General features: G+C 61.1%; 21 protein-coding genes. 14 read left to right on the forward strand and 7 right to left on the reverse strand.

The genetic code is table 11. The features are described 5' to 3' along the window. Window positions 1-34: 34 nt before the first annotated feature. Complete coding sequence (locus DU29_RS0126575) at window positions 35-532, reverse strand: YciE/YciF ferroxidase family protein (RefSeq protein WP_028624429.1); 498 nt, start codon at window positions 530-532, stop codon at window positions 35-37. 228 nt (window positions 533-760) lie between these two features. On the opposite strand from DU29_RS0126575, the gene DU29_RS0126580 reads away from it, so the two are divergent. From DU29_RS0126580 to DU29_RS0126605, 6 genes are all read left to right on the forward strand, one after another. Beyond that, a complete protein-coding gene (locus tag DU29_RS0126580; protein WP_028624430.1) occupies window positions 761-1153 on the forward strand; it encodes a low affinity iron permease family protein in 393 nt (130 codons plus the stop codon). Window positions 1154-1335: 182 nt separating this feature from the next. Continuing rightward, on the forward strand, window positions 1336-2835 hold the full coding sequence (glcD, locus tag DU29_RS0126585) for a glycolate oxidase subunit GlcD (protein WP_028624431.1): 1500 nt from the start codon (window positions 1336-1338) through the stop codon (window positions 2833-2835). Beyond that, window positions 2835-3899 carry a glycolate oxidase subunit GlcE gene (gene glcE, locus DU29_RS0126590; RefSeq protein WP_028624432.1) on the forward strand — a complete coding sequence of 355 codons (1065 nt, stop codon included), beginning with the start codon at window positions 2835-2837 and terminating at the stop codon, window positions 3897-3899. Before glcD ends, glcE begins: the two co-directional genes overlap by 1 nt. Before the next feature lie 3 nt (window positions 3900-3902). Further along, window positions 3903-5144, forward strand: coding sequence for a glycolate oxidase subunit GlcF (glcF, locus tag DU29_RS0126595; RefSeq protein ID WP_028624433.1), 1242 nt, complete (start codon window positions 3903-3905; stop codon window positions 5142-5144). Continuing rightward, window positions 5141-5542 carry a heme-binding protein gene (locus DU29_RS0126600; protein WP_028624434.1) on the forward strand — a complete coding sequence of 134 codons (402 nt, stop codon included), beginning with the start codon at window positions 5141-5143 and terminating at the stop codon, window positions 5540-5542. Before glcF ends, DU29_RS0126600 begins: the two co-directional genes overlap by 4 nt. Before the next feature lie 1464 nt (window positions 5543-7006). Next, entirely contained in the window at window positions 7007-7501 is a 495-nt protein-coding gene (locus DU29_RS0126605; protein WP_028624435.1) for a PaaI family thioesterase, read from the forward strand. A gap of 156 nt (window positions 7502-7657) precedes the next feature. On the opposite strand, the gene DU29_RS0126610 is transcribed toward DU29_RS0126605, so the two are convergent. Beyond that, the gene (locus DU29_RS0126610; RefSeq protein WP_028624436.1) at window positions 7658-8542 is read right to left on the reverse strand and encodes a LysR family transcriptional regulator; all 885 of its coding nucleotides are present in this window, start codon (window positions 8540-8542) and stop codon (window positions 7658-7660) included. A gap of 133 nt (window positions 8543-8675) precedes the next feature. Here DU29_RS0126610 and DU29_RS0126615 point away from each other — a divergent pair, with 133 nt between their 5' ends. Then, complete coding sequence (locus tag DU29_RS0126615) at window positions 8676-9464, forward strand: SDR family NAD(P)-dependent oxidoreductase (protein WP_028624437.1); 789 nt, start codon at window positions 8676-8678, stop codon at window positions 9462-9464. Window positions 9465-9547: 83 nt separating this feature from the next. Beyond that, window positions 9548-10165 carry a nitroreductase family protein gene (locus tag DU29_RS0126620; protein WP_028624438.1) on the forward strand — a complete coding sequence of 206 codons (618 nt, stop codon included), beginning with the start codon at window positions 9548-9550 and terminating at the stop codon, window positions 10163-10165. A 92-nt stretch (window positions 10166-10257) separates the two neighbouring features. On the opposite strand, the gene DU29_RS0126625 is transcribed toward DU29_RS0126620, so the two are convergent. The 4 genes from DU29_RS0126625 to DU29_RS0126640 form a co-directional block, all read right to left on the reverse strand. Then, window positions 10258-11307, reverse strand: a complete 1050-nt coding sequence (locus DU29_RS0126625) for an NAD(P)H-dependent flavin oxidoreductase (RefSeq protein WP_028624439.1) — start codon at window positions 11305-11307, stop codon at window positions 10258-10260. A gap of 114 nt (window positions 11308-11421) precedes the next feature. Then, window positions 11422-13671: an ATP-binding protein gene (locus tag DU29_RS0126630; RefSeq protein WP_028624440.1), complete on the reverse strand. Its 2250-nt coding sequence runs from the start codon at window positions 13669-13671 to the stop codon at window positions 11422-11424. Beyond that, window positions 13668-14282 (reverse strand): biliverdin-producing heme oxygenase, encoded by a 615-nt coding sequence (locus DU29_RS0126635; RefSeq protein WP_028624441.1) that lies wholly within the window; start codon window positions 14280-14282, stop codon window positions 13668-13670. Before DU29_RS0126635 ends, DU29_RS0126630 begins: the two co-directional genes overlap by 4 nt. Before the next feature lie 192 nt (window positions 14283-14474). Continuing rightward, window positions 14475-15530, reverse strand: coding sequence for a GlxA family transcriptional regulator (locus tag DU29_RS0126640; protein ID WP_050483191.1), 1056 nt, complete (start codon window positions 15528-15530; stop codon window positions 14475-14477). 107 nt (window positions 15531-15637) lie between these two features. Here DU29_RS0126640 and DU29_RS0126645 point away from each other — a divergent pair, with 107 nt between their 5' ends. The 6 genes from DU29_RS0126645 to DU29_RS0126670 all read left to right on the forward strand — a co-directional run bounded on the left by DU29_RS0126645 (window position 15638) and on the right by DU29_RS0126670 (window position 21925). After that, window positions 15638-16690, forward strand: a complete 1053-nt coding sequence (locus DU29_RS0126645) for an ABC transporter substrate-binding protein (RefSeq protein WP_028624443.1) — start codon at window positions 15638-15640, stop codon at window positions 16688-16690. Window positions 16691-16705: 15 nt separating this feature from the next. Continuing rightward, the gene (locus tag DU29_RS0126650) at window positions 16706-17764 is read left to right on the forward strand and encodes an ABC transporter ATP-binding protein (protein ID WP_028624444.1); all 1059 of its coding nucleotides are present in this window, start codon (window positions 16706-16708) and stop codon (window positions 17762-17764) included. After that, window positions 17761-18603, forward strand: a complete 843-nt coding sequence (locus tag DU29_RS0126655) for an ABC transporter permease (RefSeq protein ID WP_033051011.1) — start codon at window positions 17761-17763, stop codon at window positions 18601-18603. Before DU29_RS0126650 ends, DU29_RS0126655 begins: the two co-directional genes overlap by 4 nt. Continuing rightward, window positions 18600-19388, forward strand: a complete 789-nt coding sequence (locus DU29_RS0126660; RefSeq protein ID WP_028624446.1) for an ABC transporter permease — start codon at window positions 18600-18602, stop codon at window positions 19386-19388. The genes DU29_RS0126655 and DU29_RS0126660 overlap by 4 nt, the downstream gene beginning before the upstream one ends. A gap of 57 nt (window positions 19389-19445) precedes the next feature. After that, window positions 19446-20459, forward strand: a complete 1014-nt coding sequence (locus tag DU29_RS0126665; protein WP_028624447.1) for a proline racemase family protein — start codon at window positions 19446-19448, stop codon at window positions 20457-20459. Window positions 20460-20857: 398 nt separating this feature from the next. Then, window positions 20858-21925 (forward strand): alpha/beta fold hydrolase, encoded by a 1068-nt coding sequence (locus tag DU29_RS0126670; protein ID WP_028624448.1) that lies wholly within the window; start codon window positions 20858-20860, stop codon window positions 21923-21925. A 61-nt stretch (window positions 21926-21986) separates the two neighbouring features. Here DU29_RS0126670 and uvsE read toward each other — a convergent pair whose 3' ends face one another. Further along, window positions 21987-23012 (reverse strand): UV DNA damage repair endonuclease UvsE, encoded by a 1026-nt coding sequence (gene uvsE / locus DU29_RS0126675; RefSeq protein WP_028624449.1) that lies wholly within the window; start codon window positions 23010-23012, stop codon window positions 21987-21989. Between the last annotated feature and the right edge of the window lie 494 nt (window positions 23013-23506).

Below are 23506 nucleotides of genomic sequence, written 5' to 3' on the forward strand. Positions count from 1 at the left end.
TTTTACCGCCACCGTTCATGTGCAAGGGCGACGCTTATTTTTCTAACGTAGCGGCCTGATTATCGCCCTGCTCGGCGATTTTCGACAGCTTTTCATCGGCGCCTTTTTCTTCCGCCAGCGTCGCCGCCAGCAAGGCTGCGGCGTCATCCAGCTTAAGGTGCTTGGCCATCGCAACCAGCGTGCCGTAACTGGCGATCTCATAGTGCTCGACCTTTTGCGCAGCGCCGATCAGTGCTGCGTCGAGCACCGCGCCCTTGTCGATCTCTTCCAGCAGTTCCTTGGACTCTTCAACCAACCCCTCCATGGCCACGCATTTCATTCTTTTGAGCTTAAGGCCGGTCAATTGCACCAATTGATCAATACGCTCGATCTGGCCATGGGTTTCCTCAAGGTGCGAGGTGAACGCTTCAGCCAGCAGCGGATTGGTCGCGGCCTTCGCCATGCGAGGCAGCGCTTTGGTGATCTGCTTTTCCGCGCTGTAAACGTCGGATAGCTCGTGAACAAAAAGGTCTTCAACAGTTTTTCTGGCCATTTTCAGTCTTCCTGTCGGTCAAAGGATGCGTCGCCCGGAGGGCGCCCGTTGTCGCGGGCACACGGCAGTCAAAACCGTCGTGCCAGAAGAGTGACCAGGGCTGGATTCCGGTTGTTCCAAGTTTTTTCTGCAGGACGGATGAAGTGTCCAGGACCGTGGCAGATTTGTAAGAAAGAATTTCACAGGCGAGCTGTGGTCAGACTGAAACCACAAGCTAGAGCTCGTCTCATGAAATTTTCAAAATTCTGCCAAGCCCTCTCCAACCGCGCCGGCAGTTCGAAGACCTTTTTGACTGCCATCGTGCTGATCATTGCCTGGGCGGTGACGGGTCCGTTGTTCAACTACAACGACACCTGGCAACTGATCATCAACACCTCGACCACGATCATCACCTTTTTGATGGTGTTCCTGATCCAGAACACGCAAAACCGCGACAACGACATTCTGCATCTGAAAATCGACGAGCTGATTCGCGCTACCCATGAAGCGCAGAACGCGATCTTGTCGCTGGACCAAATGGGCACCCGGGACTTGCGCAAACTGCGCAAGCATTACAGCTCGCTGGGTGATCCCGAGCAGATCCGCTTCGAGACTGAGTCTGCAGATGATCAGCGTCCTTGAGCTGAACACGATAACGTCCTGATCGGCCTGATGTTTTTCCAGGGGCGCGGTTGAGCCCCTGAAAAAACCTGTTGCAACAGGCAACAACGCATGGACAGCTGACCGCCTCGGGCCAATGATGCATAGGTGCGCAATACCGGAAACACACCTCGAACAACAATAACCGAGTGCCGTGACCGCCTATGAACATCCTCTACGACGAACGCGTCGACGGTGTGCTGCCGGATGTCGACAGAGCCGCGTTGATTCAGGCAATGCACGAGCGAATGCCCAACCTGGACGTGCTGCATCAGCCGGAAGAGTTGCGACCGTACGAATGCGACGGCTTGTCGGCCTATCGCACCACGCCGATGCTGGTGGTGTTGCCGCGCCACCTCGATGAGGTGCAAGGCGTGTTGCGCTTGTGTCACGAAAGGCATGTGCCGGTCATCGCCCGAGGCGCCGGCACCGGGTTGTCCGGTGGCGCCTTACCCTTGGAAAAAGGCGTGCTGCTGGTGATGGCGCGCTTCAACGATATTCTCCACATCGACCCGGCTGCACGCACTGCGCGGGTTCAGCCGGGGGTGCGCAATCTGGCGATCTCGCAGGCCGCCGCACCGTTCGGCTTGTATTACGCGCCGGACCCGTCTTCGCAGATTGCCTGCTCGATTGGCGGGAACGTCGCCGAAAACGCCGGTGGCGTGCATTGCCTCAAGTACGGCCTGACCGTGCACAACCTGCTCAAAATCGACGTCCTCACTGTCGACGGTGAACAGTTGAGCCTGGGCTCCCAGGCCCTGGACTCTCCCGGGTTTGATCTGCTCGCATTGTTCACGGGCTCCGAAGGCATGCTCGGCGTGATCACCGAAGTCACGGTCAAACTGTTGCCGAAACCGCAAACCGCCAAGGTGCTGCTGGCAGCGTTCGATTCCGTCGAAAAAGCCGGCCGCGCAGTCGGCGACATCATCGCCGCCGGCATCATCCCGGGCGGTCTGGAGATGATGGACAACCTGGCGATCCGCGCGGCCGAAGATTTTATTCACGCCGGTTACCCGGTCGAGGCCGAAGCCATTCTGCTGTGCGAACTCGACGGCGTCGAAGCCGATGTCCACGCTGATTGCGACCGCGTGCGCGAAGTACTGCAACAGGCCGGCGCCACCGAAGTGCGGCTCGCCAAAGACGAGGCCGAGCGCGTGCGTTTCTGGGCCGGACGCAAGAATGCCTTTCCCGCAGTGGGCCGGCTCTCGCCAGACTATTACTGCATGGACGGCACCATCCCGCGCCGCGCCTTGCCCGGAGTTCTGCAAGCGATTGCGGCGTTGTCAGCCGAATACAATCTGCGTGTGGCCAACGTTTTCCACGCCGGGGACGGCAACATGCATCCACTGATTCTGTTCGATGCCAATCAGCCCGGCGAACTCGATCGCGCCGAAGCGCTGGGCGGCAAGATTCTCGAGTTGTGCGTGAAGGTCGGCGGCAGCATCACCGGCGAGCACGGGGTCGGTCGCGAGAAAATCAATCAGATGTGCGCGCAGTTCAACAGCGATGAGCTGACGCTGTTCCATGCCGTCAAAGCCGCGTTCGATCCGAGCGGCCTGCTCAACCCCGGGAAGAACATCCCGACGCTGCACCGCTGTGCCGAATTTGGCGCGATGCACGTGCACATGGGTCAGCTGCCCTTCCCCGAACTGGAGCGCTTCTGATGCCCGGCGAACACGATCTCGATGACAGCGGCGCACTGCTGGAGCAGGTCAACCAGGCGCTGCAAAACGCCACGCCGCTGCGCATACAAGGCTCCAACAGCAAGGCTTTTCTGGGTCGCATTACCGCAGGCGAAGTGCTCGACACACGTTCGCACCGGGGCATCGTCAGCTACGACCCGACCGAACTGGTGATCACTGTCCGTTGCGGTACGCCGCTAGCCGAGCTCGCGCAAGCGCTTGACCAGGCGCAGCAGATGTTGCCGTGCGAACCCCCTGCTTTCGGTGATGGCGCCACGGTCGGCGGCATGATCGCCAGCGGCTTGTCCGGACCGCGTCGGCCATGGTCGGGGTCGGTGCGTGATTTCGTCCTGGGGACGCGGGTGATCACCGGGCTCGGCAAGCACTTGCGCTTCGGTGGCGAAGTGATGAAAAACGTCGCCGGTTACGACCTGTCGCGTCTGATGGCGGGCAGCTTCGGCTCACTGGGCGTGATCACCGAGGTATCACTCAAGGTGCTGCCGAAACCGCGTCAATGCCTGAGCATCAGCCTCGAAATGGACGCCGACCGCGCCTTGCTGCGTCTGGCAGAATGGGGCCAGCAACCGTTGCCGATCAGCGCCGCCTGCCACGATGGTCAGCGTCTGCATCTGCGTCTTGAAGGGGGCGAAGGGTCGGTGACGGCGGCCCATGACCGGCTCGGCGGAGAGCGGCTGGACGCTGGTTTCTGGGCTGATCTGAATGAGCACCGGCTGAGTTTCTTCGATGAGGATCAGCCGCTTTGGCGCCTGTCCGTGCCGAACAATACCGCACGGCTTTCGTTGCCTGGCCGGCAACTGCTCGATTGGGGCGGCGCCCAGCGCTGGTTGAAGTCGGATGCTGAAGGGGCGTTCATTCGCAGGGTGGTTGATGAGGTCGGCGGGCACGTGACCTGCTACAGCCACGGGCTCAGCGACTGCCCTTTTCAGCCGTTGCCCGAGGCGTTGATGCGCTACCACCGCAGCCTTAAACAGCAACTCGACCCTCAACAGATTTTCAACCCCGGACGCCTGTATGCGGAGCTCTGAACCATGCAGACAACCCTGAGCGAAGCGTCGCGCCAACTGCCCCGCGCCGAGGAAGCCGAAAGTATCCTGCGCTCTTGTGTGCATTGTGGATTTTGCAACGCGACCTGCCCGACCTATCAGCTGCTCGGCGATGAACTGGACGGGCCGCGTGGCCGCATCTATCTGATCAAGCAGGTGCTGGAAGGCAATGAGATTACGCGCAAGACGCAGTTGCATCTGGACCGCTGCCTGACCTGCCGCAATTGCGAGACCACCTGCCCGTCCGGCGTTGATTATCACAACCTGCTCGACATTGGCCGGGCGGTGGTGGATGCAGCGGTTGCGCGCCCGCTTGACCAGCGGTTACTGCGCGAAGGCTTGCGCGGCGTGGTGCCCAACCCTGGTCTGTTCAAGGCGTTAATCGGCAGCGGCCAGGTATTCCGCGCGTTGTTGCCTGGCGGCCTGCGGGGCAAGTTGCCGCGCCACGTTGTTTCGGCGAAACCGCGCCCGACCATGCAGCACGCCCGACAGGTGTTGATGCTCGAAGGCTGTGTGCAACCGAGCCTGTCACCCAATACCAATGCGGCGACGGCGCGGGTTCTGGATCGTCTGGGTATCAGCGTGATCCCGGCCCGTGAAGCCGGTTGCTGCGGCGCCGTGGATTATCACCTAGACGCGCAAGCTGCCGGCCTCGACCGCGCCCGACGCAACATCGATGCGTGGTGGCCGGGCATTGAAAACGGGGTCGAAGCGATTGTGCAGACGGCCAGTGGCTGCGGGGCGTTTATCAAGGATTACGGACATTTGCTGCGCGCCGATCCGGCTTACGCGGACAAGGCTCACAAGGTCAGCGCGCTGGCCCGCGACCTTGTGGAAGTACTGCGTGAAGAACCGCTGGAAAGGCTTGCACTTCACAGTGATCAACGTTTGGCCTTCCACTGCCCTTGTACGTTGCAGCACGCGCAGAAACTCGGCGGTGCGGTGGAAGCGCTGTTGATTCGTCTGGGCTTCAACCTCACCGTCGTGCCTGACAGCCATTTGTGTTGCGGCTCGGCGGGAACGTATTCGATCACGCAACCGGTGTTGTCGCGGCAATTGCGTGATAACAAACTCAACGCGCTGGAAAACGGCCACCCCGACGTCATCGCCACGGCCAATATCGGCTGCCAGTCTCATCTCGATGGCGCCGGCCGAACGCCTGTTCGGCACTGGATCGAGCTGGTCGAAGACGCCATGTCATCCCCCGACACAGGAGCAACCCGATGAACAGTAAAGCCATCTTGAGCCAGAATGAAGTCAGCCGGATTCTCGCCGCCGCGCGCAGCGAAGCGCAAAACAATCAGTGGGCCGTGACCATCGTGGTTGTTGACGATGGCGGCCATCCGCTCGCACTGGAACGCCTCGACGGCTGCGCCCCGAGCGCGGCCTACATCGCCACCGAAAAAGCGCGTACGTCTGCACTTGGACGCCGCGAATCGAAAGGCTACGAAGACATGGTCAACGGCGGACGCTTCGCCTTCCTTTCTGCCCCATTGCTCACCTCCCTGGAAGGCGGTGTGCCGATTGTTCATGACGGGCAAGTGATCGGCGCAATTGGCGTATCGGGAGTCAAGGCCGAGCAGGACGCGCAGGTGGCCAAGACAGGGGCTCAGTGCCTTAAGTGAGGCGATTGGCGGTGTGCTTCGTTTTCGTGCCTGGCCCAAGTCAACTGTAGGAGCCAGCCTGCTGGCGATAGCGGTGTATCGGTCGCAGATATCTGGCGTATGTACCGGCCTCATCGCGAGCAGGCTCGCTCCCACATGGGATCGAGGGCGCGGTTACATTTCGTGCCTGGCCGGGGCAACTGTGGGAGCGTGGCTTGCCCGCGAAGGCGGTGTATCGGTCGCAGATATCTGGCGTCTGTACCGGCCTCATCGCGAGCAGGCTCGCTCCCACATGGGATCGAGGGCGCGGTTACATTTCGTGCCTGGCCGGGGCAACTGTGGGAGCGTGGCTTGCCCGCGAAGGCGGTGTATCGGTCGCAGATATCTGGCGTCTGTACCGGCCTCATCGCCAGCAGGCTCGCTCCCACAGGGGATCGAGGGCGCGGTTACATTTCGTGCCTGGCCGGGGTCAACTGTGGGAGCGTGGCTTGCCCGCGAAGGCGGTGTATCGGTCGCAGATATCTGGCGTCTATACCGGCCTCATCGCGAGCAGGCTCGCTCCCACAGGGGATCGAGGGCGCGGTTACATTTCGTGCCTGGCCGGGGTCAACTGTGGGAGCGTGGCTTGCCCGCGAAGGCGGTGTATCGGTCGCAGATATCTAGCGTCTATACCGGCCTCATCGCGAGCAGGCTCGCTCCCACAGGGGATCGAGGGCGCGGTTACATTTCGTGCCTGGCCGGGGTCAACTGTGGGAGCGTGGCTTGCCCGCGAAGGCGGTGTATCGGTCGCAGATATCTGGCGTCTGTACCGGCCTCATCGCGAGCAGGCTCGCTCCCACAGGGGATCAAGGGCGCGGTTACATTTCGTGTCTGGCCCAGGTCAACTGTGGGAGCGTGGCTTGCCCGCGAAGGCGGTGTATCGGTCGCAGATATCTGGCGTCCGTACCGGCCTCATCGCGAGCAGGCTCGCTCCCACAGGGGATCGAGGGCGCGGTTACATTTCGTGCCTGGCCGGGGTCAACTGTGGGAGCGTGGCGCCCGCGAAGGCGGTGTATTGGTCGCAGATATCTGGCGTCTGTACCGGCCTCATCGCGAGCAGGCTCGCTCCCACAGGGGATCGAGGGCGCGGTTACATTTCGTGCCTGGCCGGGGTCAACTGTGGGAGCGTGGCGCCCGCGAAGGCGGTGTATTGGTCGCAGATATCTGGCGTCTGTACCGGCCTCATCGCCAGCAGGCTCGCTCCTACAGTGGATCGGGGCCGCGGTTACATTTCGTGCCTGGCCCAGGTCAATTGTAGGAGCCGGCTTGCTGGCGAAGGCGGTGCATCGGTCGCAGATATCTGCCGTCTGTACCGGCCTCATCGCCAGCAGGCTCGCTCCCACAGGGAATGGGCGGCGTGCGCGCATTTCGCGTTTGGCCGATGTATCGGGTCTTCGGATTCGGCGCTAATATCCTGAGGTTTTTTCCTTTAGAGATGAACTTGTCATGTCCACTCCCGAGACTTCCCTGCAGGACAGTGCCGCGCCGGAGGGCGTTTGTTATGGCTGTGGCAGTCGCAATGTCGATGGGTTGCATATCAAGAGTTTCTGGCACGAGGACGGTGTGCATGTGATGGCGGAGCACCTGCCGGACGCTCGCTATTGCGGCTGGCCGGATCTGGTCTACGGCGGGCTGATCGCGATGTTGGTGGATTGTCATTCCAACTGGACGGCGATGGCTTATCACTACCGAGCGGAGAAGCGCGAGGCCACCAGTCTGCCGCGCATCAACTGCGTCACCGGCAATCTGGGCATCAAGTTCATCAAGCCGACGCCGATGGGTTTGCCATTGACGCTGAAGGCCAGAGTAGACGGTGAAGTCGGACGCAAGACTCGCGTTATGTGTGAGGTGTACGCGGGCGATGTGCTGACGGCGGTGGGTGATTCTGTGTTTGTTCGGGTGGATACCGAACAATTGGCAGCGGCGGCTCACGGTCGGTAATGTGTGGGGCCGGATGGCGAGGCCTTCGGCCTCGGACGCAGCCTCGCAGGCTCGGCAGCTGCTACAGAAGCTTATTCACACCGGCCCCGGACGCGGTCTCGCGGGCTCGGCAGCTGCTACATGAGCGCGCTCACTCCGGATACAGAAGCATGTGGATTAGTCGTCGTGCAGTTGTTCGGCGAGAAAGTCCACTAGCGCCGAGACGCGTCTGCTTGAAGTGCGGCCGGTGGTTACCGCGTACAGATCGACGTGCGCGGGAACGAATTCATCAAGGACCGTTTCAAGCAGTCCCGCTTCAATTTCGTGACGGACCTCCCAGCGGTTCTTGATCATCACGCCGTGCCCCTGCACGGCCCAATGGCGCAGTACCCCGCCGTCGTTGGCAATACGGTTGCCGGACACCCGAACAGCGATCGGTTTGCCATCAACGACGAAGGGCCAGGTGGAAAACGGCACGCCCGGGCGGTGCAGGATCAGGCAGTTATGCGCTGCCAACTGCTCGGGATGATCCGGTCTGCCGTGCGCATCCCAATAGGCGGGCGCCGCGCAGATGATCCGCTGGCTGCGCACCAATGCTCGGGAGCGCAGGTTCGAATCCACCAGCGGCCCATTGCGCAGCGCCAGGTCAAGGTTGTGATCGATCAGGTCAATGACGCCATCGCCCAGATGCAGGGTGACCTGGATACCCGGGTGCAACTGCATGAACCGATCAATCGCAGGCACAAGTTGCACACGGCCGAAATCGCTGGTCGCGGTGATGCGGATCGGCCCCTTCAATGGCCCGGTCTGGCGGATCCCGTCGATCGCCCCCTCCCACTCCGCCAAAAATCGCCGGGCATAAATCAGAAACTGCTCACCTTCGTGGGTGAAGGTCAGCTTGCGCGTGGACCGCGCGATCAGGCGCGCTGCTACCCGTTCTTCCAGCTGCTGCAACGCGAGGGTGACCGTCGAGGTGGCCACCGATTCCTGACGCGCCGCTGCCGTCAGGTTGCCGGCCTCAGCAATGCTGACGAACAGGCGCAAGGCATCGAGTGTGTCCATGAGCATTTGATCCGAAGGGAGCGTGCGTCGACGATAATTCGGCAGACTCGAAAAGTCATCTCGAATCCGGCCGGATTATCGATGGGACGAAAATACTTCAGGATTCGCTCATCCACAGAATTGCGAGGTCATCATGAACATCGACTTTACCGGCCGGAAAATTCTGGTCTCAGGCTCCACCAGCGGCATCGGTTTTGCGACGGCTAAAGGCTTTCTGCAGGCGGGTGCGCATGTGGTCATCAATGGGCGCAGCCAGGACAGCGTCGACAATGCCTTGCAACGTCTGGGCGCACTGGCCGCGAACGCCACAGGGTTTGCCGGCGATCTGGGCAGCGAGTCCGGCTACCAGAAACTGGTGGCAGAGCATCGCAACTTCGACGTCGTCATCAACAACCTGGGCATCTTCAATCCGCAGGATTTCTTCGAGACACCGGACAGCGAATGGCAACGGTTTTTCGACATCAATGTTATGTCCGGCGTGCGCCTCTCGCGGGCCTATGCACAGGGCATGGTGGAGCGCAAATGGGGTCGGATCGTGTTTATCTCATCCGAATCGGCGCTGAACATCCCGGCAGACATGATCCATTACGGCTTCACCAAAACCGCTCAGCTGGCCATTTCGCGCGGCCTGGCCAAACGCCTGGCCGGCACCGGGGTGACAGTCAACTCAGTGCTGCCAGGCCCGACGCTCTCTGAAGGCGTCGCTGAAATGCTCCGGCCCGCCGTCGAAAGCTCCGGCGACAGTCTGGAGAAGGTAGCAGCCGATTTCGTCAATGCCCATCGCGGCTCATCGATCATTCGCCGTGCAGCCAGCGTTGAGGAAGTGGCCAACATGATCATCTACGTCAGCTCGGAACAGGCGTCCGCCACAACGGGCGCCGCGCTGCGCGTCGATGGCGGCGTGATCGACAGCATCGTCTGAATAAACCATTCCAATCATTGCGCTGGCGGTTTGTCACCGATCCAACACGACGGCCGTCAGCAACCAAATAGAGAGAACTTGCGATGAAAGACCCGATCATCAGCGCCATCGAGGCGCGTCGTACCGTCAACCTGTTTGATGCCTCGCGGGGTATTGAGGAAGCGCAAGTCGTTGAGCTGATTCGCCTGGCGACCACCGCGCCCACAGCGTTCAACCTGCAGAACTGGCGTTTTATCGCTGCGCATACAGCCGAGGCGAAAGCGCGCCTGCGCAAGATTGCCTGGGATCAGGCCAAGGTGACCGAGGCGGCGGTGACGTTCATCGTGTGCGGGCAGTTGGCGGACTACAAAACCATTCCTGACCGCTTGGCGCCGTCGGTTGAGGCCGGGTTGATGCCGGAGCAGATGGTGCCTGGCTGGGAAGGCGCGGCGAAGAGTCTCTACCATGATCAGCCGCTGAGGCAGCGTGATGAAGCGGTTCGCACGGCGACTTTCGGCGCTGGCACGCTTATTTATGCGGCGCAGGCGATGGGTTTGGGTTCGTCACCGATGATCGGCTTTGATGCCGAGGCGGTGGCTGAGGAATTTGGCCTGGCTGAGGATGAGATTGCGGTGATGCTGGTGGCTGTCGGGGAGCCGCTGCCGGAAAATTGGCCGCAGAAACCGCGTCGTCCGTTGGAGCAAGTGTTGAGCGTGGTTTGATTGCGTTAAATATCAGTCGCAACGCTACCCTGTAGCAGCTGGCGCAGCCTGCGTCCGGTCGGGCCGCGATCGGACGCAGCCTTCGGCAGCTGCTACACGTTCATTTCTGCTGCCAACAATCTCACCAACTCGCCAGCAGGCAGTTCGCGCGCCAGCGGGGCGCCCTGCCCCGCCCATTGCACGGCGAAGTCACTGTTGTTTTTCGCGCTGGCGGCGACGTTCAAGGCTTTGTTGGCGTCGTAGGCAATCGGGTAGTCCGGCACGTTCGCGCCGCTGATTTGCAGATCGCTGAAGTTTCGATTGACCATGCCCCGCGCCGGCCGTCCGGAGATGGCGCTGGTAATTTGGGTATGGTGCGCCCGTGGGCCTTTGAGTGCTTCGCGCCACGCCGCGTTGGCCGATGATTCCGGGCAGAGGATGAATGCCGTACCCAGTTGAGCTGCGCTCGCACCTAACTGCAGAACGGCGTTGATCCCCGCACCGTCCATGATCCCACCGGCGGCGATCACCGGTAGCGAGCTCGCCGCGCAGAGGACGCGCACCAGGGCGAAGGTGCCCATTTCGCCGTCCTGTTGCGGATCAAACACCCCGCGGTGCCCGCCCGCTTCAAACCCTTGCGCCACCAGCGCATGCACGCCGGCCTGTTCCGCCAGACGTGCTTCCGCCAGACTCGTTACCGAGCAAAACAAAACGATGCCGGCATCCTTCAGCGCATCCACAGCTGCCTGTGACGGCAGACCAAAATGGAAGCTGACCACCGCCGGTTTTTCTTCCAGCAGCATCTGCAGCATGGCCGGATCGGTAACGAATGAGGTGTAGATCTCGCGCAGCGAAGCGGGAGGAGCCGCGTCGAACTCCGCGAAATACGGCGCAAGCGCTTTCAGCCACTGCGCTTCACGATCAACGTCCTGAACGGCCGGCGCGTGGCAGAACAGATTCACGTTGAACGGCTTGTCAGTCAGCGCCGCCGTCTCGCGCAGCATCGCCCGCGCCTGTTCGACGATGCTCGCACCGATACCGATCGCGCCCAGGCCGCCGGCATTCGACACCGCTGCGGCCAGTGCGGGAGTCGACACGCCGACCATCGGCGATTGCAGGATCGGCAGTTCAATGTTCAGCAGGGACAGCAGTGAACGGGACATGGGATCACCTGAAAGGGTCAGAGCATGCAGCATAACCGGTCGACGAGTGTTCGCCACAGTGCTCGGACCCGGCCGATGCGCTGCATCCAATGCAGGCCTCGCGGGCAGTGGCGTTTACCGAACCGCCGAGTGACCCGACTTCGGCACAGTGAAGCGAAACTCCGTGCCACGCCCGACTTCGCTCTGCGCTTCGATATGCCCGCCGTGCGCGTTGACAATGCCTTGAGTGATGTAAAGACCAAGCCCTGTGCCCGTAGGGTTGCCTTCCTTGACGGTCCAGTAGCGATCAAACACGTGCGGTAGCTGATCCGGTGGGATACCCTCGCCGGTGTCACTCACGCTGAAAACGATCTCGTCCCCCGCTGACATGGCCGCGACACCAATCCTGCCGCTGCGCGGGGTGAACTTGATCGCATTGCCCACCAGGTTCGACAGCACCTGGAACAGCCGCTCGGGATCGCCATGGATGCTGAGCTGCGGTTCAGTCGTGAAGGAAATCTCAATGTCCTTGTCCATCGCCAGCGGCGACAGCAACGAATCAGCCTCTTCAAACATCTCATCGACGGCGATGCGTTGCGGCGTAATGGAGTAGCGCCCGGCGTCGATCTTGGATGTATCGAGCAGGTCTTCCAGCAGCGTGTTCATTCGCCCCGCCGCCTGCTGCATGGTGTCGATGGCTCGACTGATGCGCCGCGAGGTGTGCGGACCCTCAGAGCTGAAGGCTTTTTGCATCATGCCGCAGAGCATCGAAATGACTGTCATCGGGTTGCGCAAATCGTGGGACACCACCGCCACCAGATCATCACGGGCCTGAACCGCACGCTGTTCGCGCACCACCTGACGAGCCAGATCGGACTCCAGCGCAAAGCGTCGCAGGTCGTTGGCCGCGAACAGATCACCGTTGCTCCATTTGTTGGAAATGCCGGCCATTTCCACTTTCCAGATCTCGAACGAGGTGCGTGGACGCAAGCGCATCCCCGTGTCGGAATCCTCCAGGTTAAGCGGCTTGTCCGGGTCGCCGCTCCAGCTGATGTTCTCCTTCACTTCCGGGCGGAACCACAGCACGCCATTGTCGACCGGCTTGGGCAGGCTCATCGCGAGCACGCCGCTGGCAACTTGCGCAAAGGCCGCTGCAGGCGGATAGACCTTCGACAGCTCATGGCTGGAAAAAACCTGCTGAGAGGACGATTGCAGCCATTTGTGCAGCGCCCGAATGTCGTCCGGCTCGGGGCAGTTGCCGTAGCGATGTAGTTTGTTGTCATCGATGATCGCCACGCCGCCGGCATTGGCCAGCGCTAACAACACCGCCGGCTGCGCCGCCAGCCCGTCGAAGACCGTGTCTGGCGAATCGACCATCGCCTGATTGAGCAGCCCCAGCGCTTCAATTTTCTCGTCACGCTGGCGGCTGATTTCCAGCGCTTCCATGGCACTGATCTGCAGCGACAAGACCTGGCCGATGGTCTGGCAGGCGCTACGCAATTCGTGCGGCACGTGCAGCGGCTGGCGATTGCCGCAACTGATCAGGCCCCAGAGTTTATCGCCCTTGAGCAAAGAGATGCTCATGGAGGACAAGACGCCCATGTTCTTCATGTACTGGCAGTGGATCGGCGACACACTGCGCAGGCTGGCAAAGCTCAAATCCAGCGGCTGGCCGGTGTCCGGGCGCAGTTTCGGTACCAGCGGCACTGGCTGGTAATCCGCATTGGGAATAATCCGCAGCCAATTGGTGCGATAGAGTTCGCGGGCCTGTTCGGGAATGTCCGAGGCCGGGAAAAACAGCCCCTGAAACACCTCCATGGACGGCGACGTCGCCTCGGCGATCACCTGACCGTGACCCTCTTCTTCGAAGCGATAAATCAGCACGCGGTCGTAACCGGTGATCGCCTGGATTTCCTGAACACTGATTTCGTACAACGCCTGCAAAGTCTTCGCCGCTTGCAGACGCTGCAGCATGCGCCCCAAATTATTGCCCTTGCCGTCGACAACGGGTTGCGCCGGCTTGGCCTGAACTTCCAGTTCCAGCACCAGCACGCCCTGGTGCCGATGGACGAAACCTTCGAACGCTGCGCCATTGAGGGTGAAATACAGGCTGGGGATGTCGAGTGGATTTTCATGCTGCGCGGCCTGCTCGACCTCGCGTGCATAGACGTCGCCGATGAGCTGAGCCAGGGTCGAGCCCAACAGGGCCTGTGGCGCTTGGCCGAGCAAGGTTTCGACGTTGGCGCTGACCTGCACGATGCACATGCCGGGCTCCGACAAGGTCAGCAGCACGCCGTGCGGCTGGATGGCGCCGGGCGTACGAATCGGTTCATCGTCACAATTGGCCAGCAGTTCATCAAAGGCCTCTTTGTCCAACCGCTTCATAACAATACCTCGGTGCTCTCGAGCCAGCTTTCGAAGCAGGCGAATGTCGTTTGGGCGGCGCTCACCACGGACTGCCGCGCGGCATCATCCAGTGGGAAAGTGGCCAGGTAGTCGATGAATTCACGCCAGCGTCGGCCAGTTGCGTCACCATAAACATCAAGAAAAGCCGCGCCACTGGCCGCATCCAGATCAAGACGGGCGGCGATTTCTCGACGCAGGATCTGACCGCCCAACGTAGCGCCCTCCAGCACATAAAGAACGCCCAGGCAGGCTGCGGGCGAGTCGATCACCGGCAAGGACTGGCACAGCGGCAGTTCAGCGATCTTACGTTCGGTCAGCCCCAATGCCAGCAAATCGCTGTACAAGGTGGCGGTCTTGAGTCGCTCGGGCAAAAGGAAATCGGGCGGCACTTGATGGCTATCCAGCAGACGTCGTTCCAGAGGCTGGTAAAAACCATAATACGCCTGGATCAGTCGCTGATAGTGAACGTGGTCAAGCACCGGGGAGAAAAACGGCAGGCGTTCTTCCAGGGCGGTGTGCAGGGGCGCGGTTTCCGCGCGCAAATTTTGAAGCACCAACGGAACACCGACGCTGCGGCCTTTTGATTGCATGTAGTGAGCTCTAGCGGTCGGGCCTCATCACGGCCATGGGGGAGGAAAATCAGCCAGGAATGGTACACAGGAACAGGGTTTTGCAGAAAAAACCTGACCGGACGTTCACATTTCAGGGCGCTGTTTCCTTTTTGCTCTGAGTCGAGCGGCGGCAAAAAATTCCACTATCCCTCCGATAAACGGCGCCAACCTTCAATCAGCAACTGGCACGCCAGGCAGTTGCTGACGTTGATATTGGCGCGGGCACACACCGAAGCGACTGCGAAACTCGCGGGAGAAATGTGCGCCGTCGGAGAAGCCGCAGTCCATGGCGATCTGGGTGATGCTGCTGTGACTGTTGGTCAGCAACCAGCCGCCATACTCGATCCGCAGCGAGCGCTGGAACTCCATGGGCGACAGACCCAGCGACTGCTGGAATGCCCGGGTCAGCTGACGTCTTCCCAGGCCCACATACCGCGCGATGGCATCCAGCGTCGGCAAGCTGTCCATGCGCTGTTCGATGTAATGCGCCGCCTGGCGCACCCGCTCATCCTTGATGTCCGCCAGGTTGGCGTAAAAATGCGCCTGCGGTTGCCGCCCTTGGCGAATGCCCTGCAACATCATGTGCCGGACCGCCTGCTGGGCTTTTTCGCGCCCGCAATGGCGGGCCACCAGATACAGGCCCAGATCGATGGCGGCCGTTGAGCCGGCACAGGTGATCAGGTCGCCTTCGTCGATGAACAGATGATCGACCGCTGCCGGCGTCTTGGGGAAGCGTGCGCGAAACGCGTCCAGCACGTTCCAGTGCACGCACACTGCACGGCTGCCGACCACGCCCGCCTGCGCCAGGGCAAAGGTGCCCGTGCAGATGCCGAGCAAGCGTGTGCGGCTCTTGGCCGCGCGCTGCAGCCAGTCGCGCAGATTATTCGGCAAATGGGTGTTGAGGTAGTCGTTGCCGCCGCAGATGGCCACGTAATCAAACTCGTCGAGGTCCTGTGCCAGGCCACCGGACACTTCCAGGGTGATACCGGCACTGGAGGTGCGCGGCAATCCGTCGACACTCATCACCCGCCACGCCGTATGGATCTGCCGGCTGCCTCCACCGAGGTCGGCAGACAAGCGCAACACATCGACAAAACCGGAAAACGCGGCCAGTGTGAATTGGTCAAGCAGGACCAGCCCGACCGACAGCTGCGGGCGCCCTCCCGGCTCGCCGTTGAGCGAGTCAGGCAGGGCATTGTCGGGATGAGTCGAAGTGAGTGTGCGCATGACCTAACTATTCAACTTTAAGGCCCCGAAGTGCAAGCGCTCCAATCACTGACACGAGCAAGATGCAACGAAGGGGAAACGTCCACCCACGCCCCAGGGGACACACGATGAAACTGAAGACAGGCAAGAAAATCACCGCTGCTCTTTTGGTTACCGGCTGCATCTCCTCACCCGCCGTCCTGGCTGATCCACAAAAGCTGACCGTTGCGTTGTACGGCGGCAACTGGGGGGAGGCGTTCCTTAAATGTGTTGCAGAACCTTTCACGCAGGCCACCGGTGTTGCGGTGGCAGCGGAAGTCGGTACGTCGACCACCACGCTGGCAAAACTCCAGCAACAAAAATCCAGCCCGACCATTGATGTGGCGTGGATGGATGGCGGCATCAGTGAACTGGCCTACGCCGCCGGCGTTATCGCTGACCTCGATGCTGCAGCCATTCCCAACCTGAAAAACGTCGAAGAAAAAGCGGTCTACGCCGAGGGCGGTCATACCTTCGCCGTCAGTAGCGGTTTCTATTCCTTGGGCCTCACCTACAACACCAAGGAAATCAAGGAAGCGCCCACCAGCTGGAAAGACCTGTGGAATCCGGAATACGCCGGCGCCATCGCCCTGCCCTCGCCGGCCAACTCCTCCGGAGTGCCGTTCGTGTTTTTCATGGCGGACGTGTGGGGCATCGACCGCAAAAATCTCGATCCGCTTGACAGCAAATTGGGCGCACTCGACACCGCGCTGTTTTTTGACAGTTCGGGTGCTGCCACCAACGCTTTTCAGAGCGGCGAAGCGATCATTGGCGCGCACTTCAACGTCGGCGCCTGGGACTTGATCGACAAGGGCGCACCGATCGCTTTCACCATTCCCAAGGAAGGCGCCTGGGCCACCGATGCGCGCTTGCACCTGATCAAGGGGGCGAAGAACAGCAAGGCCGGCGAACAGTTCATCAATACCGCGCTGACCAAGGAAGCGGCGTCCTGCCTGGCCGGCAAGCTGTACCTGGGGCCGGCGGTGAAAGGCGTCGAAGTGGCGGATGACGTGGCGCGCAAGTTGCCTTGGGGTGTCGGCGGTTCGATTGACAACCTGCGGCTGTTCGACTGGAGCCAGATCAATGCCCAGCGCGCCAGCGTAACCGACGACTGGAACCGCAAAGTCACCGCCAGAAACTAGCTCAAGAGGTCTGCAATGTCAGTTTTGTTGAGCATCGACAGCGTCTGTAAAAGCTTTGGGCCATACCAGGCGCTGGACAACATTCACCTGGAGATCGAGCAGGGCGAATTCATCGTACTGCTCGGCCCCAGTGGCTGTGGCAAGACCACCCTGCTGCGTTCGATTGCCGGCTTCATGCAGCCCGATTCCGGCAGCATCGCGATCGAGGGTCAGGACGTCAGTCGCCTGCCGCCGTACCGTCGACCGCTCAACACGGTGTTCCAGAACTACGCGCTGTTTCCGCACATGACCGTGCTGGAAAACGTTGCCTACGGCCCGCGCCGCCAGGGTGTCAACCGCACTGAAGCGAAACTGAAGGCGCGTGAAGCCTTGGCCATGGTCGGCCTGGAAACCCTCGAAGAGCGATTCCCTCGCGGCTTGTCCGGTGGCCAGCAACAACGCGTGGCGCTGGCTCGCGCCATCGTCAATCAACCGAAACTGCTGTTGCTTGATGAGCCACTGTCGGCGCTGGACATGAAACTGCGCAAGCGCATGCAGCTCGAGCTCAAGCACCTGCAGGCCAAGCTCGGCATCGCCTTCATTTTTGTCACCCACGATCAGGAAGAAGCGATGACCATCGCCGACCGCATCGTGGTGATGAATGCCGGCCGCATCGAGCAGGTCGGGGCGTGCAGCGAGATTTACAGCGCACCGGCCTCACGCTTCGTCGCCGACTTTATCGGCGAGGCCAACCTGATCGGCTATCAGGTCAGCGAAAATGGCGAGATTCGTCTGGGCATCGGGCACACACCCATTATCCATCCGGCAAAAGACCTGCTGCCGCGTGGCGTGGCCGTGCTGCGACCCGAACATCTGGAGGTGCTGGATGCGTCGAGCAGCCGCGCCTGCGAAATCCACGGCACGGTGACCGATATCGTTACCGTCGGCAGTCATACGCTGGTGCATGCCTTGATCGACGGGCAAGCGATCGTTGCGCGCACGATGGGTTTCCCGCGCGCCGATCTGGTCACGGGGAGCAGCGTGCGCTTGGGCTTCAATCCTGCGCACCTGCACCTGATTGGTGAAGCGCTATGAAACGCCAGGTGCTGGCTCCGGCGTTAATGCTGTTCGGCGCTCTGGCGTTTTTCGCCGCGTTCTTTCTGGCGCCGTTCGCCGTGGTGATCTTCGCCAGCCTGACCCAGGGTGCCGATCAAACGCTCACCCTTGAACACTACATCCGCGTGCTGGGCGATCAGTACCACTGGGATGTGATTCTGGTGACCTTCCGCATCGCCGCGCTGACCACGCTGATTTCCTTGCTGCTCGGTTACCCGCTGGCCTGGTATCTGGTGCGCGTGGTCAAGTGGCGAGCGTGGCGCCGGGCCTGTGTGATTCTGCTGGTGGTGCCGATGTTCACCAGCAATATCGTCCGTTCGTTCGGCTGGATGGTGTTGCTGGGGCGCAAAGGCCTGGTGAATCAGAGCCTGCTGGAGACGGGCCTGATTGAAACGCCGATCCGCTTCCTCGGCACCGAACTCGGCATCCTCATCGGTATGGTCTACATCCTGCTGCCGTTCATTGTGCTCGCCGCCGGTAACGCACTGGCGCAAGTTGACCCGGCATTTGAGCAGGCCTCCGAGGACCTTGGCGCCAGCCCACGCTCGACGTTTTTCCACGTGGTGCTGCCGCTGACCATGCCTGGGATCATCTCCGGTTCGATCATGGTGTTCACCCTGGCGGCGAGCGCTTACGTAACCCCGGCGCTGCTGTCCGGTGGACGCATTTCAGTGCTGTCGATGCTGATCTTCCAGCAATACAGCTCGGTTTTCGATTTCAATTACGGCGGCGCGCTGAGCGTGGTGCTGCTGATTTTCACCCTGATCATGGTCGGCTTGGCCGGACGGGTCGGCAGCATTCGGGGGAGCAATCAATGATCACTAAAATGCTGGTCAGACTGGTGTCGTGGGCCGTGCTTGGCTACATGCTGCTGCCACTGGTGGTGATCCTCGGCGTGTCTGTGACCGCGACTTCTTTCCTGGCCTTCCCGCCGCAGGGCTGGACGCTGGATTGGTACGCAAAAATGCTCGGTGACCCCAGCTATGTGGCGTCATTTGCCACCAGCACCCTGCTCGCCCTGGTCGCGACGTTGGTGGCAGTGCTGCTCAGCGTGCCGGCCGCGCTGGCAATGGCGCGCTATGACTTTCCCGGCAAGGGCACGATCCTCGCGGCGCTCACCTCACCGCTGGTATTTCCGCACATCGTGCTCGGCGCAGCGCTGCTGCAATTTGGCGGTTACTTCGGTTTGACCCGCAGTTTTCTGGCGTTGTTGATCGGCCACACCATCATCATTTCGCCCTTCGTGCTGCGTTCGGTGCTGTCGATGCTGACGCCGGAACAGCGCGCCCTGGAAGAAGCGTCCAGCGATCTCGGCGGTACGCCTTGGGCGACCTTCTTTCTGGTGGTGCTGCCGCAGATTCGTCCGGGCATTGTCACCGGCTCGATCTTCGCGTTCATCTCGTCGTGGATCAACGTCGAGCTGTCGATCTTCAACACCACGCCAGACCTCAACACCATCCCGGTGAAACTCTTCAACTACGTGCAGTACACCGTCGACCCGACCATCGCCGCCGCCTCCGGCGCGACCATTATCGTCGTGGTGCTCGCGGTGATCATTCTCGACCTCTGTATCGGTCTCGACCTTTTGTCAGAACGCAAATAACCGTCCACTTCCAGCCATACATAGCCATAAATCCGCCCGTCAGCCAGGAGTTCAGTCATGCGCATGCAAGACACGTTCGATGTCATCTATACCCATACCGAAGGCGAACCACTGTGCATCGTTCACAGCGGCATTCCCTACCCCGCCGGTTCGAGCATCCTCGCCAAGCGCGCCTTTCTTGAGCAGAACTACGATTGGTTGCGCAAGGCCCTGATGCAGGAACCGCGTGGCCACAAGGACATGTTCGGCGTGTTCCTCACGCCGCCATCGAGCAGCGAATTCGACGCCGGCCTGATCTACATGGACGGCAGTGTGTATTCGCACATGTGCGGTCACGGCACGATCGCCGTGAGCATGGCGATGGTCGCGCTCGGCCTGGTGCCGCGCGGTGCCGATGGCATCACCAAAATCCGCTTCGAAACCACCGCCGGCCTGGTGGTGGCCGAGGTCGCTTCCGAAGGCGATAAAGTACTGTGGACCCGTTTTGAAAACGTGCCGGCCTACGTCGCTGCTCAGGACATCCCGATCACACTGCCCGGCTACGGTGACCTCAAGGCTGATCTGGTCTGGGGCGGCAACTACTTCGGCATCATCGACCTGAGCGATTGCGACCTGCGCATCAGCCCCGACAACGGCAGCGAACTGTCGCGTCTCGGCCTGCTGGCGCGTGACCAGATCAACCGGCAACTGAAGATCCAGCACCCCACCGAGGCGCACATCAATGACCTCAACTTCATCACTTTCTGGCACCCGGCGACCATCGAAGGCGCGTTCTATAAGAACGTCCACGTGTTCAGCGCCGGTCAGCTCGACCGTTCGCCCGGCGGCACGGGCACCAGCGCGATGATGGCGATGTTCGAGGCTCGGGGAAAACTCGGTTTGAACCAACCGATTCTGTCCGAAGGGTTGTTGGGTAGCGGCACCTTTGAAGGCTGCCTGCTGGGCGAAGTCGACCTCAATGGCACCCGCGCAGTACGCCCGACGGTCAAAGGTACGGCGAGCATCCTCGGCACTTCGCGCTGGGTGATCGAACGCAATGATCCGGTGGGCGCGGGGTTTGTTATTAACTGATGGGCGCTGCGGCAACCGCCGCGGTCCTGGTTGACTGATCGATCGCCAGCACGGCCTCTGATCAACTGACTGATCGCCAGTGCAGTCTCTGTAGCAGCTGGCGAAGCCTGCGTCCGGCTGCGAAGCAGTCGTGATGGTGAATGCGTTCTGGTCATTCACCGAGTTGGCTGATTTTACGACTGCTTCGCAGCCGGACGCAGGCTGCGCCAGCTGCTACAGGTTTGTGCGGCAATGCTCCTGCGGTGTATCAGTGTGTATATGGCTGCTATTTTGATACATGGGTTTTCACCGGGCTGGGGATTCGACACAGCCCGGATACGTCACCGCGTTGAAATGGGCGCCAGGTTTGAAGGGCAGCAGTCAGCCCTTCGATCATTGGCTCGCAACGGAGACTTCACATGAAAACGGCACTGCAGAACAACAAACCCAATAAAACTCGCCGCCACTTGGCCGGCTCGTCAATCCTCGCACTCGCCCTGTTCGGCGTGCTCGGCGTGGCCCAGGCGCAGACCGCAGCGACCGCCCAGCCCGCGGCAAATAACGCGCAAGCTTCATATACGAGCCCTTCCCCGTTCGGCCCGCTCAAGCACGTCAAGGCTGGCCTGCTCGACGTGGCCTACGCCGAAACGGGTCCTGCCAATGGCCCGGTGGTGATTCTGCTGCACGGCTGGCCGTACGACATTCACAGTTACGACGAGGTCGCGCCGTTGCTCGCGGCCAAGGGCTATCGCGTGCTGATGCCGTATGCGCGAGGCTATGGCGACACGCATTTCCTTTCCGATAAAACCTTGCGCAACGGTCAACCGGCGGCGCTGGCCAGCGACGTCATCGACTTCATGGACGCACTGCAAATCAAACAGGCGGTGCTCGGCGGCTACGATTGGGGCGCGCGTTCAGCCGGCATCGTCGCCGCGTTGTGGCCGGAGCGGGTCAAGGCGCTGGTGGCGGTCAGTGGTTACCTGATCGGCAATCAAGCGGCCGGGCAAAATCCGCTGCCGCCCAAGGCTGAATTGCAGTGGTGGTATCAGTTCTACTTCGCCACCGAGCGCGGCCGTGCCGGGTATGCGAAGAACACCCATGATTTTGCCAAACTGATCTGGCAACTGGCTTCGCCGAAATGGGCGTTCGACGACGCCACGTTCGAGCGCAGCGCCAAGGCGTTGAGCAACCCCGATCATGTCGACATCACCGTGTTCAACTATCGCTGGCGCCTCGGCCTGGTTCAGGGTGAAAGCCAGTACGAGGCGCTCGAGCAGAAACTCGCCAAGGCACCGTCCATCAGCGTGCCGACCATCACCCTCGAAAGCGATGCCAACGGCGCACCACACCCGGCGCCCGAGGACTACGCCAAGCGCTTCACCGGCAAATACGAATTCCGCCTGATCAGCGGCGGCATCGGCCACAACCTGCCGCAGGAAGACCCGCGGGCGTTCGCCAAGGCGGTGATTGATGCGGATCACCTGTAAGGCTTGCCTGAGTTTCTCGCGACATAAAAAAACGGCCTGATGGGCCGTTTTTTTTTGTGCTTCACGCCCCGGGCGCAAACTCTTTATAGAAGGCCAGCGCCGCGAGGTTCTTGTCCTTGGCTTCGAGCATGACGTCGAACCGATCCATGAACAGCTGTGCGTAAGTGTTGGTCCAGCGATTCCACATCTGCGCGCTGTGGCCGTAGAGGTCGCGCTTGGTCACCACTTGCAGCAACTCGGGCATTTCCAGCTTGCGGTCGGCGTCGAAACCCAACTCCTGCAAGCGCTCCGGGGGCTGCGAGTAATGCATCGTCGGCCGGACCCCGCGCCAGCTGTCGATGACCTGTTGCACACGCGCGGAATCCGGCGCGATGTAGTCGTTTTCGTTAATCCAGCAATGATGGATGTCGAGCACCACCGGGGCCAGATCCGCCAGTTGCAGGCAGTCGTCGACGCCGTAGGTTTTCTCTTCGTTCTCGAAGGTGATGCAGTTGCGCGCCACTTCAGACAGCCGCGGCCAGACCGCCCGAATGCCCTCGCCCCCCAAGCGACCGGCAATGTGTACGTTGCATTTGAAGTCCTGAAAACGCTGACCGTAGCCCATCATCCGGATCATGTCGGCGTGGTATTCGAACTCGGCGAGGCTGTTTTCCACCACGTTCGGCTTGTCCGAACCCAGCACGCAGTATTGGCCGGGGTGAAACGACAAGCGAATGTCCGCCGCCCGCGCCAGCGTACCGATGGCAGCGAAGCGCTCGGCGAGCTGATCTTGAATAGCCGGGTCCTGATAGAACGCAGCCACTTTCGGGTGACTGTAGAACGGCAGTAAATCGCTGCTGAGCCGCAGCATGCGCAAGGTTGGCGGCAACTCGGCGACGTAGGCCAGCAAGCGCAGTTGCGCCTCCAGATTATGCGCGATCACTTCCAGCAAACGGTCCCGAGCCACCTGCGCTTCGACGCTATCCATCCAGCGCAACGTGGTGGTTCGCGGGTTGAACGGGCTCTCGATGAGTTTCAAAGCACTGAGCGAAAGGTCGCGCTCGGGATGCTTGAACTGGCAGGCGAAACCGATTCGTGGGTGGGTCATGGGGAATCCTGGGTGTGGGGCTTGATTGGTGATAGACCGCGGGATGGGGCGGACTTTCCAAGCGATTTTTGGCAATGCGCCGGTTTATGAATCAGGCTCATCAGACGGTGTACATATCCGTTTTTGCGGTGATGGCTGATATGGGTTCCGCCCTTACGGCGGGTCACTTGGAAAAGCCTGCGCGGCCCGGCGCCAAGTAACCAAGCGCCTGCACCCCGACGTACGGTGGCACGCTAAGGCTCGCCATACCCTCGCTCCGGTCCTGCTCCGTGGGCCCGCCGGCATCCTTGCCGGGTTGCCCACTGCGCAGAACCTGCGCTCGGCCTTCCGACGGGGCAGCGCGCAGTCTGTGCAGGATCATTCTGTCCGATACGACACAGGACTGTAGCAGCTGGCGCAGCCTGCGTCCGGCTGCGCAGCAGTCGTCGATTGGGCGCTCGCGGCTGCCCTGAAAAACCGCGCCGCCTGATTTTACGACTGCTGCGCAGCCGGAC

The sequence above is a fragment of the Pseudomonas sp. Ant30-3 genome (assembly GCF_000690905.1).
GTDB lineage: Bacteria > Pseudomonadota > Gammaproteobacteria > Pseudomonadales > Pseudomonadaceae > Aquipseudomonas.

Excerpts from the sequence above, each read along its gene's own strand:
- uvsE (WP_028624449.1), bottom strand. The coding sequence starts at position 23,012 with ATGACCCACCCACGAATCGGTTTCGCCTGCCAGTTCAAGCATCCCGAG.
- glcE (WP_028624432.1), top strand. The coding sequence starts at position 2,835 with ATGCCCGGCGAACACGATCTCGATGACAGCGGCGCACTGCTGGAGCAG.
- DU29_RS0126660 (WP_028624446.1), top strand. The coding sequence starts at position 18,600 with ATGATCACTAAAATGCTGGTCAGACTGGTGTCGTGGGCCGTGCTTGGC.
- DU29_RS0126620 (WP_028624438.1), top strand. The coding sequence starts at position 9,548 with ATGAAAGACCCGATCATCAGCGCCATCGAGGCGCGTCGTACCGTCAAC.
- DU29_RS0126605 (WP_028624435.1), top strand. The coding sequence starts at position 7,007 with ATGTCCACTCCCGAGACTTCCCTGCAGGACAGTGCCGCGCCGGAGGGC.
- DU29_RS0126670 (WP_028624448.1), top strand. The coding sequence starts at position 20,858 with ATGAAAACGGCACTGCAGAACAACAAACCCAATAAAACTCGCCGCCAC.
- DU29_RS0126600 (WP_028624434.1), top strand. The coding sequence starts at position 5,141 with ATGAACAGTAAAGCCATCTTGAGCCAGAATGAAGTCAGCCGGATTCTC.
- DU29_RS0126610 (WP_028624436.1), bottom strand. The coding sequence starts at position 8,542 with ATGGACACACTCGATGCCTTGCGCCTGTTCGTCAGCATTGCTGAGGCC.
- DU29_RS0126575 (WP_028624429.1), bottom strand. The coding sequence starts at position 532 with ATGGCCAGAAAAACTGTTGAAGACCTTTTTGTTCACGAGCTATCCGAC.
- DU29_RS0126625 (WP_028624439.1), bottom strand. The coding sequence starts at position 11,307 with ATGTCCCGTTCACTGCTGTCCCTGCTGAACATTGAACTGCCGATCCTG.
- DU29_RS0126640 (WP_050483191.1), bottom strand. The coding sequence starts at position 15,530 with ATGCGCACACTCACTTCGACTCATCCCGACAATGCCCTGCCTGACTCG.
- DU29_RS0126615 (WP_028624437.1), top strand. The coding sequence starts at position 8,676 with ATGAACATCGACTTTACCGGCCGGAAAATTCTGGTCTCAGGCTCCACC.
- glcD (WP_028624431.1), top strand. The coding sequence starts at position 1,336 with ATGAACATCCTCTACGACGAACGCGTCGACGGTGTGCTGCCGGATGTC.
- DU29_RS0126635 (WP_028624441.1), bottom strand. The coding sequence starts at position 14,282 with ATGCAATCAAAAGGCCGCAGCGTCGGTGTTCCGTTGGTGCTTCAAAAT.
- DU29_RS0126665 (WP_028624447.1), top strand. The coding sequence starts at position 19,446 with ATGCGCATGCAAGACACGTTCGATGTCATCTATACCCATACCGAAGGC.
- DU29_RS0126650 (WP_028624444.1), top strand. The coding sequence starts at position 16,706 with ATGTCAGTTTTGTTGAGCATCGACAGCGTCTGTAAAAGCTTTGGGCCA.
- DU29_RS0126580 (WP_028624430.1), top strand. The coding sequence starts at position 761 with ATGAAATTTTCAAAATTCTGCCAAGCCCTCTCCAACCGCGCCGGCAGT.
- glcF (WP_028624433.1), top strand. The coding sequence starts at position 3,903 with ATGCAGACAACCCTGAGCGAAGCGTCGCGCCAACTGCCCCGCGCCGAG.
- DU29_RS0126655 (WP_033051011.1), top strand. The coding sequence starts at position 17,761 with ATGAAACGCCAGGTGCTGGCTCCGGCGTTAATGCTGTTCGGCGCTCTG.
- DU29_RS0126645 (WP_028624443.1), top strand. The coding sequence starts at position 15,638 with ATGAAACTGAAGACAGGCAAGAAAATCACCGCTGCTCTTTTGGTTACC.
- DU29_RS0126630 (WP_028624440.1), bottom strand. The coding sequence starts at position 13,671 with ATGAAGCGGTTGGACAAAGAGGCCTTTGATGAACTGCTGGCCAATTGT.